This is a genomic window from Ignavibacteriales bacterium (assembly GCA_016709155.1).
GTDB lineage: Bacteria > Bacteroidota > Ignavibacteria > Ignavibacteriales > Ignavibacteriaceae > JADJEI01.
Genome location: JADJEI010000013.1, coordinates 403193 through 417134, shown reverse-complemented (window position 1 = coordinate 417134; position 13942 = coordinate 403193). Strand labels below are relative to the sequence as shown.

General features: G+C 33.9%; 12 protein-coding genes. 10 read left to right on the top strand and 2 right to left on the bottom strand.

The features are described from left to right. A complete protein-coding gene (locus IPH11_15070) occupies positions 1-306 on the bottom strand; it encodes a hypothetical protein (protein MBK6914903.1) in 306 nt (101 codons plus the stop codon). A gap of 384 nt (positions 307-690) precedes the next feature. After that, the gene (locus IPH11_15065; GenBank protein ID MBK6914902.1) at positions 691-1977 is read right to left on the bottom strand and encodes a hypothetical protein; all 1287 of its coding nucleotides are present in this window, start codon (positions 1975-1977) and stop codon (positions 691-693) included. Between the two features lie 537 nt (positions 1978-2514). Between IPH11_15065 and IPH11_15060 the strand changes: the two genes are divergently transcribed. The 10 genes from IPH11_15060 (at position 2515) to IPH11_15015 (ending at position 13928) form a co-directional block, all read left to right on the top strand. Continuing rightward, entirely contained in the window at positions 2515-3741 is a 1227-nt protein-coding gene (locus IPH11_15060; GenBank protein ID MBK6914901.1) for a class I SAM-dependent RNA methyltransferase, read from the top strand. Positions 3742-3853: 112 nt separating this feature from the next. After that, positions 3854-5101, top strand: coding sequence for a sensor histidine kinase (locus IPH11_15055; protein MBK6914900.1), 1248 nt, complete (start codon positions 3854-3856; stop codon positions 5099-5101). Next, on the top strand, positions 5067-5732 hold the full coding sequence (locus tag IPH11_15050; GenBank protein ID MBK6914899.1) for a response regulator transcription factor: 666 nt from the start codon (positions 5067-5069) through the stop codon (positions 5730-5732). The genes IPH11_15055 and IPH11_15050 overlap by 35 nt, the downstream gene beginning before the upstream one ends. A 119-nt stretch (positions 5733-5851) precedes the next feature. Then, on the top strand, positions 5852-6313 hold the full coding sequence (locus tag IPH11_15045; protein MBK6914898.1) for a hypothetical protein: 462 nt from the start codon (positions 5852-5854) through the stop codon (positions 6311-6313). Positions 6314-6321: 8 nt separating this feature from the next. Then, the gene (locus IPH11_15040) at positions 6322-6924 is read left to right on the top strand and encodes a hypothetical protein (protein ID MBK6914897.1); all 603 of its coding nucleotides are present in this window, start codon (positions 6322-6324) and stop codon (positions 6922-6924) included. A 309-nt stretch (positions 6925-7233) separates the two neighbouring features. Then, positions 7234-7539, top strand: a complete 306-nt coding sequence (locus IPH11_15035) for a hypothetical protein (GenBank protein ID MBK6914896.1) — start codon at positions 7234-7236, stop codon at positions 7537-7539. 258 nt (positions 7540-7797) lie between these two features. Further along, positions 7798-8286 carry a peptidylprolyl isomerase gene (locus tag IPH11_15030; protein MBK6914895.1) on the top strand — a complete coding sequence of 163 codons (489 nt, stop codon included), beginning with the start codon at positions 7798-7800 and terminating at the stop codon, positions 8284-8286. Positions 8287-8467: 181 nt separating this feature from the next. After that, a complete protein-coding gene (locus IPH11_15025; protein ID MBK6914894.1) occupies positions 8468-9325 on the top strand; it encodes a phosphatase PAP2 family protein in 858 nt (285 codons plus the stop codon). Positions 9326-9490: 165 nt separating this feature from the next. After that, complete coding sequence (locus IPH11_15020) at positions 9491-10552, top strand: PAS domain S-box protein (GenBank protein MBK6914893.1); 1062 nt, start codon at positions 9491-9493, stop codon at positions 10550-10552. A 40-nt stretch (positions 10553-10592) separates the two neighbouring features. Then, positions 10593-13928 carry a PAS domain S-box protein gene (locus IPH11_15015; protein MBK6914892.1) on the top strand — a complete coding sequence of 1112 codons (3336 nt, stop codon included), beginning with the start codon at positions 10593-10595 and terminating at the stop codon, positions 13926-13928. Positions 13929-13942: the final 14 nt, after the last annotated feature.

Genomic DNA, 13942 nt, shown 5'->3' with positions numbered 1-13942 from the left:
TTAATAAACATTTCTTCGGAAACAGCACCAAGCCGGTTGCATTATCCGAGTCAGATTAGCGGAATAAGAAATACCCCACGGACCAACCCACGAAGCGAGATGACCATTAGTGAGCATCCACTTGCCCGGTCCCACAACATTGGGATCAATTGCATAATTTGATTCGTTCGCAGGTTGCCCGGATAAAAGCCTGCTTGTATCGGGCATCGGACCCATTTCAGTCATGATCTTGGGGGTATGGCAATCATTACAACCGGCAATGGTCGTGAGGTATTTTCCTCTTGCAATCATCTCATCTTTGGTCATTACTTTTTTCGTCTTGCGTAGAGCAATTCAATTGTAATAAGATGAATGATGCACAAAAACCAGGGCAACGAACATTAGGACAGAGCTTTTCATAAACAATACTCCTAAATTTGATTTAAAAATTGTTGATTAAATAATGAAACCTATCGATCCCCTCGAATTTAGAAACGACATAAAATAAATAATTGAATAAACCAGAACATATTATTTATTAATTCGTTGTGGTTAAAAAATAACAATTTAAATAGCATAATTCAATAGGGTTGATAAAAGTATTTTTAGTGTATATCTGAAGATGAGCGAGCAGTAATTATTTCTAAGAGCAATTTCTGCACATAGTAAATATTAGCTTATTAGATGTCTCAACAATATCGAAGTAGTAAACTAATCCGAAATAATAATTGTAGTTCCGCCGCTGCTGTTGCCAAATCTCGGGTTGACTATATTATTATAGATTGAACCGAAAGAAAACGAAACTCCAAATCCGGCGTAATAGGAGTAACCGGTTTCCAACTGTCTGCGCTGAAGAAGAACTTCGTCAAGTGATGCCTCCCCCTTTTCAAGTGAGATTTGATTTCTGATTTTTGAAAAACTGCCATAGAGACTTAAAGAAAATCCTCTGAACAACTGCCAGGAAATACTTGCATAAAGCTCCATTTCATATTTGCTCATATCATGGAAATAATTTGCACCGCTGATTGAAAATTCTGTACTCCCCCATTCCTCAATCAGCGAAAGTGTGGCTGATAATTCCTGGCTAACGAGATTTTCATTCGTCTTGAAAAAAATTGTTTCGGAAATGTATTTGTTATACGTTGGAGATACTTCGTAATCAATTCTCAACTGTCTTTTGTTTGATTCGGAATAAGGGAAGAAATTATACTCAATTGCAGGTGAAAGCCTTAAACTCAGGTCAATATTGGAATATGTTGATTTGTATAAGTCTGAAGAAAATCCCCAGGACCAATTATCATCTATTGAAAAAAAGCTCGAGGCATAAAGACTTTGATTTCGACTCAGGCTTTTTATTTTTACTTCTTGAACTCCATCAATATATTTAAAATTGCTCTCGTTATATGAATTCGATACTGAAAATTTAAGTTTTAAATCTTCAGTAACCCGGTTAGCCGAAACGGAACCATTTAAATAGAAAAAATTATTCCTTTCTTCACCGCTCAAGCTTCCGGTTAAGCTGGTTTTGAAAACCCAGAAATCCCAATCATCCTCTATCGTTTCATTGCTTTCGTCCTGCTTTTTGAAAGTGATTATTAATTGATCAGCAATGGGACTTTTGGAGAGATATTTTACCAAGCCAAGTTTTAACGCATCAACAGTTTTGTCTCTGATTTTATCCTGTGCTTCTGAAGGCTCCGAGGAAAATTTTATAGTATCGTTTACACCATCAAAATATTTTTGCCCATAAAAAAATAAAGAGTATTCAGTACCACCGGCACCGGTTGATTGTGTTGTTAATAAGACGCTGATATCTGCATCGTTTCTGTCGTTGACATAATTAACAACTGGAATTTGCTCTTTAATAAAATTAAGATCACAGTAACCGCAATTAATGAAAACATTGGGGGCACCCTCTTTAATTAATTTTTGATTTGTCTGCGTAAATGACAAGTTTGAAATGAGAAATAAAAGGACAAACAAAAAACGTGAGAGCATTTTTCCACCATAAAATGTATAAAAATAATGGCTCAAACTTAATGATTACCTGTGCCTTAAAAAGTATAAAATATTTTCCAAAAATATTTTTTTTAAAAAAAAAATTTTGGTTGTTTTTCAAAATAAAATTTTAAATTATTTAAAATATGAAAACATGAAAACGGGGAAAAAATTTTTTTTTTTTTAATTTACCGAAGATTTTTGCGGGGGGGGGAAGGCAAAGCCAAAAAAAAAAAAAAATTAATAAAACAACCCCCTTTAAAAGGTGTTTTTTGGGAAAAATTAAATTTATTTTTGGTTAAGGGGGATTGGTTTTTGTTTTAAAAAAATCCTTTTTAAAAAAAAAAAAAAAATTTTTTTTTTTTTATTTTAAAATTTTTTCGGACAGAAGTGATTTTCCTTCAATAAATCGGGTTAGATTTTATTGATCTTCAATTCTTAAAATTCTTAGTCAAACTATTTGGTGTGTTGTTATATTTGTTATAGAAATAAGAGAGAAATTGTTTTAGAAAGTTTATCAGTAAGGAATATTTATTAATGTACGAATACCTTCAGAATAATGAGTTCTTTGCGCAGGTTCCAGGAAAGATGGAACAGCTTTGCGAAGAGGAACTGATTGAGCTCGGCGCGAAAAACACAAAAGTAATTTATCGGGGTATTTATTTTGAGGCTGATAAAATTTCGCTTTACCGAATAAATTATACTGCCCGGACAATATCCCGTGTACTTGCCCCGATAGTAAGTTTTTATTGCAGCAACTCATATGCAATAATGAAAATTGCCGAAAAAATTAAATGGGATGAAATATTTTCTGTTGATAAAACTTTTGCAATTACTTCATCGGTTACAAAAAGTTCAATCAATAATTCGCTTTATGCGTCACAGGTATTAAAAGATGGAATTGCAGATTACTTCCGAGCTAAATTCGGAAAAAGACCGAATGTTGAAACAGTCAATCCCGATGTCAGGTTCAATCTTCACATCGAAAAAGACAAAGCTGTTTTGAGTATTGATACTTCAGGGGAATCGTTGCACAAGCGAGGCTACCGCCTTCTTGCCGGCGAAGCACCGATGCAGGAAACTCTCGCCGCTGCGATTATCCGATTAAGTAAATGGGATGGGGAAAAACCCCTCCTCGATTGTATGTGCGGCTCGGGCACAATTGTTTGTGAAGCATTAATGCACTACTGCAGAATTCCCGCCCAAGTGCTTAGAAAGAATTTTGGCTTCTTTTATCTGCCGGATTTTGATAATAATTTGTGGGAAAAAGTTAAAGAAGAATACGAATTGAAAATAAGACCTTTACCAAAAGGATTAATTTCGGGAAGTGATAAATCGCAAATAGCAGTTGAAGTTGCAAAAGAAAATTTATCAAGACTTCCATTTTCTGAAAATATAGATTTATCTGTTAGACCATTTCAGCATATAAATCAATTTGAAAACGGAGTACTGATTACCAACCCCCCTTATGGAATCAGACTCGGGATTAGAAGTGAAGTTGAAGTTCTTTACAAAGAGCTTGGAGATTTCTTAAAAACAAATTGCAAAGGAACTTCAGCCTTTATTTACACGGGTGATCCGGAGTTAAGAAAATTTATCGGACTTAAAACTTCAAAACGGACTCCATTAGTCAATGGCAAGCTTGAGGGAGTTCTATTACAGGTTGACAGCTATGAGGGCAGCAAAAAGAAAAAATATCAGACCGGCAGCAAGAATCGGGAAAAATTCCCCCCTGTCACCAAACCAAACCTCAAGTTTCGATGAATAGGTTTAGAAAATATTAAGAAAATTATACAAGGAAAATTTCTCTTTTCGTTTATTAAACATTTGTTTAAGTTTTAGCGGGTTAAATCGAAATAAAAAGAAATAATTTTAAATGTTTCTTATAAACTACATACAAACGGTCTTTTTGTCTTTTCAACAGGAGAAGATTTCAGATTACACAAATTTGACAAAGGATATTTATAGCCCTTTGTACATTTCGATTTTAATATTTTTGCTGCTGATAGTTTTCATCTATGCTTCTTACAGACATGTTTACAATCCAATACTAAAAAAGAGAAGAGAAGAACAACAGCAGTTTGAAATAAACACTTCCAAATTACTTGCACTTTTCTCTGAACTGGATCCAAATCCAATATTAAGGATTGATCCATTTGGTGAGATTAAAGGAATAAATAAATCAGCAAAAATACTTTTTCCTGCAATAAAACTTGATGATACTAAAATAAAAAATATTTTACCCGAGATGAATTTTAATTTTATAGAATTGATTAGGGAAGACAAAACGATTACAAAAACTATTCAGATTGATGATAGATTTTATGAAGTAAATTGTAATGGAATTTCATTTTTGGACATGGCTCAACTTTATTTTTGGGATATTACTTCTAAGAAATCCTACGATGAACAAATGAAGCATTACCAAAATCTGCTTCGCAGCGCATCAATAAATTTGCAGGCAAGTGTAGAAGATGAACGAAATCGAATTTCTAAAATTCTGCATAACTCAATCGCACAAAACTTATTGTTGATAAAGATGAATGTCAGTAAATACAAGAATTATGTCCAGTCGGGTTTGAATGGAGATGAAGTGGACAGAACTTTAGAAATTTTGGAATCCACACTGGAAGAAACTCGTTCTCTTGCCCACGAATTAAAACCAATGAGTATTGATCAGCTTGGTTTATTTACAGCACTAAAATCGACCTGTTATAACGTCGCAAAAGAATCGGGATTAACTTATGACATTCAAATTCCGGATCAGACAATAAATTTAGGGGGAGAGGTTGAAGTTTGTATTTATCGGGTAGTGCAGGAAGCATTAAATAATATTTTGCGTCATTCAAAAGCAAAATCTTTTAACGTAAAACTTTCAATTGAAAATCACACTTTAACTTTATACGTATCAGATGATGGAATAGGATTTAGTCCAAGAAAATTGATTAATGACAAATACGTTTCTGACGGGATGGGATTGATGAGTATGCAGGAAAGCGTTGAAAGATTAAACGGAACATTTGAAATTGAATCCTCTGAAAATTTGGGAACTGTCATAATGGCTTCATTTCCATTAAAACAAAAAAACGATGTTAAACCCGGTTATCAAAATATTAGTAGCTGATGATCATACCCTGTTCAGGCAGGGTGTAATACGGCTTTTAAGCGACAATCAAAATTTTGTTGTTGTTGCCGAGGCAGAAAACGGCGAAGAACTTTATAAAAAATACTTCCAGGTTAAACCGGATGTTGTGCTGGCTGATATTTCTATGCCTGGTTTATCCGGCATAGAAGCATTTGAAAAAATTAAAGCTGAAGATAAATCGGTAAAAGTACTTTTTTTATCTATGTTTGAAAGTGAAGATTATGTGTATGAGACTTATAAATCAGGTGCTATGGGTTTGATAAATAAAAACATACTTGAGGGTGAATTGTACTTTGCTATTCAAAATGTTTTTAAAGGGAAGAAGTATTTTGGAAGCAGGTGGGATGAATTATCGCTTCAAAAATTGGTTAAGGATTTTGAGCAGTCTCCTAAATTTGCTAACGATTCGCCAACAAATTATAGTGAGAAAGAAATAAAGATTCTCGATCTGATTTCGAAAGGGTTAACCAGTAAAGAAATAGCAGAGCAATTATTCCTTAGTAAAAAATCCATTGATTACTATAGGGCTAATTTAATGCGGAAAGCAGATGTTAAAAATAAATCTGAACTTGTAAAATTTGCTGTGAATTTTATTAGGAAGCATAATTGACAAACTATTAATACAGAACAGTGGATTCGATAAGCATAAAGCAATTAAAAATATTTGTAATTTTCTCAGAGTTAGTTTCTCTTTAACTTTACACAGATAAAAATATTAAATGAATTATTATGAATAAATTTGTTTTACATATAACCCCAACTGTTTACATTCTTGCATTATTATTATTTCTAAGTTCTTTGACGATTGCACAACAAGCAGGTAAAATTATTTCAAGTGAAGAAGCAAATACTAATTTTGGTGCAGTCGGTAAAATTACTCTTGTATCAAAATCATTTTTAGAATCTCTGCTGAAACAGGCTGGACAATCAATCATGTTCAAGATAACTGAATCCGGTTTGATCATTCTTGATGCAAAGCGTGATGTGTTATTTCCACAATCGGAAGAAATAAATTTAAAAGTAAATAGCGAAGATGTTTTTACAGTTTACAGTTCTTCAGTTGTGTATGACTTATTATATCGGGGAGAAGGAACATCTTTGAATATTGAACAGCGTGCAGAAGTCTTATCCATTACATTCGGATTATCTACGCTTGAGTTTGGAACTTATTGCCCACCATTTTGTAACTAAGAGAAGTAATGGAAATAAGTAGAATCATTGGTCTAATTTCAGAAATTGTCTGGTTACTTCCATTATTTAGACAATCTAAAACAAAGTGGTTTATATTTTTTTTAGTACTGGGAATCCTTGACCCTTTAACACATTTACTAAGATTTGTATTTTTATATAATGGAAATTTGCAATTTAATTTAGGAACCTTGCTACTCTATCTTTCTCTTTATGCAGTCGAGGGTAAAAAACCTAAAGAATCAGACTATTTATTTGTCGCTCTATTATTGATTACCTGGTTTTTAATTCCGATGAATCTAATGATCATGCTAATTATTCACCTTTTTATTTTCTATAAAATATTAAGTTTTACAATTATTGAAGCGCATTCGAATAATCGCTTGAATATTCCACTTTTAGTTTTAATCCTTTACGAACTTTCCATATTAATAAAATTTTTACCATATCTGATTAAGGTACCGGCAAGTGATATTCCATTTTTTTTCATGCTCTTTTTTGAAATGGGAGTAGCTCTCTTTTTTACATTTTTTAGAATTGATAACCCACGATTGTTAATTAACTTCAGACACAAACAGAGCATTCTTAGTTCGGAAAAAGTCGATCCTGACTGACATTTCATTATCCACCGAAGTTTAATTAATAAAAGTTAATTGCTAAGCATTGCCATGTAATTGTTACTTTTATTTAGTATTTGTACTAAAGTACTTTTAATATTTCTTCATTTGTACTAAAATTTTGCTAAAAAATTAGTACAAAATACTAATGCTATTCCCCTAAAAGTATCTTAGAATTGCAGTGTCATTTATCTACTTTATTGTAACAAATTTAAGTGCTGGCGGTAACGTGGTAAGAGGAAGAGGGAGGGTTGATTTTTAATTTTAGAATTATTGGAGAAGCAAATTAATAGGGAGGCAACATTTATGAACAAATGGGCAGACTATCTTATATCTGCAGTTAGATACGCTGATCAACAGCAAGGATATATAACTTACGTAAAAGTTCATGAAGACCAGACCAGGAAGATCGGGAAAGGATATACCTGGAATCGCGATGAAATTATTGAAGCTCTGACTGCCGGGAAATCATTAATGACAATATATAGAAAAGAAACAGGCGATTGGATGAAAGGCTTGGTCATTAATTTGATAAAAAAAAATGATGATGTTATTATCACCGATACCGAAAACTCAAAAGCTGATCATCTATCCGGTTTACAAAAACTGTAAACTGTTGCATACCCTTTTGGGGGAAGGGTCTGCCGCTTGAGAAAATAAAATATCCTCAAAAGAGTTTTATTTTTGCTCAGATATTTATATTACAAAGAATTAAAATGTTGAAGGTATGTGGGATGGATCGGTCATTGACCGATCCAACTTTTTATTATCAGTGCCTTTCAATTCTTCAAAATATCCTTCCAATTATTTTTTCCTTAAATTTATTTTTAGTAAAATAATTTATAATTTTTAAAAATAATTGGAGTGTTCATGCCTATAAATGTCCAAAGTGTAATAAAATTTAACTACACACTAAGAGACGAGCAGGGAAATATTCTGGATTCAACGGAAAAGAGCGGCGCTTTATCTTTTTTAACGGGAAGCGGACAAATTATTCCGAAGCTTGAGGAAGAACTTAGTGTTTTGCTTATCGGGAGTAAAAAAAATGTCCATATAGATGCTGAAGATGCCTATGGAGAATATGAGTCCGAAGCGATTCAAACTGTAAAACGAACAGAATTTCCCGAAGACATGAATTTAGAAGTCGGACAAAGTTACTATGCGAATACTCCCGATGGAGGACAAATGCCTTTTTTGATCAAAGAAATAAAGGATGGTGAAATCATAATTGATTTCAATCATCCACTCGCTGGTGTCAATTTAGATTTTGACATACATCTTCTTGATGTTCGTGATGCTACTCAGGAAGAAATTTCTCATGGGCATGCTCACGGCGCCGGGGATCATCATCATAATTAGAAAATTTAAACTCCTTTTAAGTTGCTTGTTCATAAAATTTATACCAGGATGATTTGAATTTAATTTAACCTGAAAGTTTTATCTCAAATCATCCGGGTTATATGGAATGACTATCAATTCTTGCTTGAAAATACTTCCGCTATAAAGCTTATCTTCGTGACAATTTTTTTAATTATACTATATGAAACTAAATCTTTTTAAAATACTTTCTCTTACAATATTTGTCTCACACACTTTAATAGCGCAGACTGATTCATGCAATTATTCTGACTCATTGCATAATTCGATATATCATGAAATTGGTGATCAAATTGATTATGGTTTGGACGATGCTTCCCGATTCTTCTCCCGCTTTTCAGAAACCAACAGCACTGATTTAATTTACACTGCCGGATTTATCGGCGGACTTGCCGCAGCCTTTACATTGGATCAAGAAATTAGAGATGCTGTCTCTCATAACCAAAATTCCACAACCAAATCAATCACAGATTTTGGTGAAAAATATGGAAACGTAATTTTTGCGGGTACTCTTTCATTAGGTTTATTTACGACTGGTCTGCTAACTCATAATCGAGAAATAGAAAACACGGGCAGGGTACTTTTTGAAGCACTTTTGATTGCCGGCGGTACATCACAAATTATCAAAATCATAAGTGGAAGAAGCCGTCCTTTTACAAACGAAGGTTCAACCACATTCAATTTTTTTGAATTTGATAACCCTCATAACTCATTTCCTTCGGGGCATACAGTAGTGGCGTTTACCACATCATCGGTTTTAGCAGCTTCGATAAAAAATATTTACGCATCAATTGGTCTTTACACCCTCGCCGGATTGACCGCATATCAAAGGATCTATTCTGATAATCATTGGTTTTCAGATACAGTTTTAGCGGCTGGATTAGGTACTTTCATTGGTAATTTGTTAGTGCTGGTAAATGACGAGCGCCGAGAAAACACAAAAAATAAAAATCTCGGATTCAAATTTTCACCAATCATTTCTCCATCGGGTTATGGAATAAATCTCGCCGTAAATTTTTAGTCTATTCAATTTGATTTCTTTTTTTACTATGTTCAATACAGTTATTGAAATAAATTATTCTGATATGTTGCGATTATTCACATCTCAATAAAATTTTTTTGTGGATTATCAATCTTGATACACTAAACAGTTTTTTTTCATATCTAAATTATTTATAGGTTGAAAATGAAGAAACTAAACCCCATGGTCACGAAATCAACTGACAATTCTTTTAACTTATTCTTTAAAAACTACCCCCGCCCAATGTGGGTGTATGATCTTAAGTCACTCTCATTTCTTGATGTTAACGATGCTGCAATAAAAATTTACGGCTATTCTCGGAAAAAATTCCTTGCCATGACGCTAAAAGATATTCGCCCTAAAAGTGATGCAGATAAACTAATGAAAAATATATCTTCAAAACGTCCAGCGCTGCAGCATTCAGGTGTTTGGAAGCATAAATTTAAAAATGAAAAAGAAATTGATGTCGAAATAATTTCACACACTATAAAATATCAAAATCGTAAAGCCGTATTGGTACTTGTAAAAGATATTTCAAAAGAAGCAAAGCTGATTCATCAATTAGGAGAAGTGTCAGCAAAGCTGAAAGTCACCCTTTACAGTATTGGCGACGGTGTAATTTCGGTTGACTTGAAAAGCCGGGTTGTTTTGATGAATAAGACCGCAGAGAAACTTACTGGCTGGAAAGAATCAGAAGCAAAAGGAAAATTATTATCAACTGTTTTTAAAATTATAAATGAGCAAACACGAAAAAAAGTTGAAAGCCCGATCGATCGTGTACTAAGGGAGGGGATTGTTGTTGGGTTAGCCAATCATACGATATTAATTAGAAAAGATGGAACTGAAATACCCATTGCTGACAGTGGAGCGCCGGTCAAAGATGAAAATGGAAATATTATCGGCGTAGTACTTGTATTTCGGAATCAATCCAAAGAGAGGCGGCTGCTTAATCAGATTTCTAAGTTGAATCGGATATATTCCATCCTCAGCGATGTAAATCAATCAATCGTAAGAGTTAAAGACCAGAATAAGTTATTTAAAGAAGTCTGCAAAATTGCAATCCAGCATGGCGGATTTTTACTCGCATGGATCGGGATGCTCGATAATGATTCTTCAAGAGTAAAAGTGATTGATTCTTTTGGCAAAGCGAAGGGCTATCTAAAAAAAATAAGAATAGATTTAGAGCATAAGGTGAGGGGTAAAGGTCCAATTAGGCAGGGCGTTTAAAACCGGAAAGCATGTCGTTTGTAATAATATCTTAAAAGATTTGAAATTGCTTCCCTGGCATAAAGATGCTATTAAATATGGATTCAATTCTTCTGCTGCATTCCCTATCAAAGTATATGGGAAAGTTGTGGGTACTTTTAATTTATACTCAAAAGACAAAGATTTTTTTACTGCAGAAGAAACGAAGCTGTTTGACGAGCTTGCCTCTGATATTTCCTTTGCTTTGGAATTTTTTAAGGAAGAAGAAAAAAAGAAATACATCGAATTAGAACTTAAATTATCTAAAGCTAAAATTGAAGAGAGTGAGAAAAAATTTAATGCAATCACTAATCAAGCAACCGAAGGAATTGCGCTATCGGATTTGAATGGCAGTTATGTTTTCGTCAATCCGGCTTTTTGTAAAATGACCGGGTACACTGAAAAGGAATTACTTCAACTAACTGCCTTTAATTTAACAACAAATGAGCAGCCTATAGTTTTCTTTAATTCAAAAAAAGAGAAAGAAGGTATTCCACTAGAGATAAAACTTAGACGGAAAGATGGCAGTGAATTCTATACTGAAATTATTGGACGTGTGATCACTATTGATAACCAGCAGTTTGTCTTAGGTACGGTACGCGATATTACAGAGCGAAAAATTTCCGAGTCTGTTTTAAGGGCTTCGGAAATGAAATATCGGGAGCTATATGAAAACTTAAGAGATGCTTACGTTCATACAGATATGGCTGGTCATCTGATTGAATTCAATATCGAGTACACACGAATGCTCGGTTTTGAACATGACGAAATAAAGTCTCTAACTTACAAAGACATAACCCCCAGGAGGTGGCATTCGATTGAAGATAAAATTGTAAAGGAACAGGTTCTTGTTCGGGGATATTCGGATGTTTACGAGAAGGAATACATAAAAAAAGATGGAACAATTTTTCCTGTGGAGCTTCGCACTATTTTAATGCGTGATTCCAAAAATAATCCTAATGGTATGTGGGCTATCATTCGCGATATAAGCAAACGCAAACAAAATGAAACCGCACTCAAAGAAAGTGAACATTTTTTAAAGCAAGTACAGCTTGTTGCAAAAATCGGCAGCTATGTACTCGATATAGAATCCGGAATTTGGCAGAGTTCCGAATTGCTTGATAGTATTTTTGGAATTACCAAATCTTATCCGCACACAATTGAAGGCTGGGTAAATTTATTACACCCGGCTCATAAAAACGAAATGATTAATCATTTTCAAAATGAAGTTTTGCTTAATCATAAAAATTTTGATAAAGAATACAGAATCGTTCGGTCAACTGATAGTACCGAACGGTGGGTACACGGCTTGGGTGAGCTTGAATATGATAATTATAACAAACCGATAAAGATGCTCGGAACTATTCAAGATATTACAAATCGTAAGCTTGCCGAAGAGGCACTTCGTCAAAGCGAACAGCATCTTCGTTTGTTAATGGATTCTCTTCCTGTAGTTATCTATGAATCTCCGAACGATAAAAATATTGATGCAACATGGGTTAGTGGAAACGTAGAAGCTGTAACCGGCTACTCTATTTCAGAATATTTAGCAGAACCAGACTTCTGGCACATAAGACTTCACCCGGACGATTTAACGGACGCAATTGAAAAATATAACCTCGCTCGAAGTAAAGGATTCTTCGAAATGGAGTACCGCTGGTTGTGCAAAGATGGACAGTATAAATGGTTTTATGATAAATCAATTTTAGTGAACAAACCCGGAAGTTCCGAATTCATTGGCGTTATCGTAGATCTTTCAGAAAAGAAAGAAGTCGAAGAAGCCTTGCGAAATGCTGAGGCACGGTATCGAAAATTTTTCGAGGAAGATCTTTCCGGTGATTTCATTTCTACAACTGATGGAAAAATTTTAACATGTAACCCTGCCTTTGCCCGAATATTTGGTTACGCTTCTGTTGATGAAATCATGAAAGTAAGCTCCAACTCCTTGTATAAAACCACTAGAGATAGAGAACAATTTTTAGATTTAATTAGAGAGAAAAAATCATTAACGCTGTTTGAGGAAAATTTAGTTACAAAAGATGGAAAGACAGTCACTGTTCTTGAAAATGTGGTTGGTGAGTTTAATGAAAAGAATGAATTGGTTCAGCTTCAAGGGTATCTTTTTGATATCACCGCCCGAAAGAAAATGGAGGTATCGGTTAAGAAGCAATTAAAATTCGCAATCGCTGCAAATAAAATTTCCGAGATTATTATAACAACTGATCAGCAATTAAAAATATTAGAAAGCTCCATTCAAATTATTGGCGAAACTCTTTCGGCAGATAGAGCCTTAATCTATAATGTAAACTTTAATAATAATTTGGCTATGGGATTGTGCGAATGGATTGATCCAAATAAACCTGATGTACAATCTACAAAAGCAAATTATCCATTGAATTACTTTAACAGTTCGGCAATATATATTCTAAAGACTAAAAAACTTATAACAAGTCACGCCGATGAAATTAATCCAAATTTTTATACAGACGGTTCGGCTGACTTACTTCACAAACAAATGAAGATAAAAAGCCTGCTCTGGTATCCCTTCGCTTTTCATGAGGAAGGATATTATTTACTTGTCATCAATCAAGTTCATTCGATTAGAAAATGGGACGATGAAGAAATTGTATTCCTCGATTCAATCAGTAAACAAATCAGTATTGCATTTAAGAAGATTGAACTAACAGAAGAAATAAAACTATCACGCGCGCAGTTAAAAACTTTATCAAACCGGCTTGAAAAATCAAGGGAGGAGGAACGGACAAGAATCAGCAGAGAAATTCATGACATACTTGGTCAAAATCTTACAGCAGTTAAAATTGATCTGGTAAATCTTTTGAAAAATCTGCCGGATAAAGAGAATAATGAGCAAAAAGTAGTGCCTCTTATCAAATTGATCGAAGACTCTATTGATACCGTAAGAAAAATTTCGTCTGATTTAAGACCGGGGATTCTTGATCAGCTTGGATTAATTGATTCCCTCGAATGGCAATTATCAGAATTTGCGAACAGATCTAAAATAAAAACTTCTTATGTTGTGGAGGATCAATCAATAAATTTATCAAAAGACAAAACGATTGCCATGTTCAGAGTTTTTCAAGAACTATTAACGAATATTGTAAGACATTCGGAAGCTGATGAAGTGAAAGTAAAAGTTTATGTCGAAAAAGAAAACATTATTCTCCTTGTAGAAGATAACGGCAAGGGCATTGACGACAGCTCAATAAAAAATCCAGCCTCAATCGGACTGCTTGGAATGCGTGAACGAATTGCTGCCGTTGGAGGATCACTAAAAATTATTGGCAATACAAATTCAGGTACGAGTGCTTTTGTTAGTGTTCCGATTAAAGATGAATAAATTTATCAACGTTT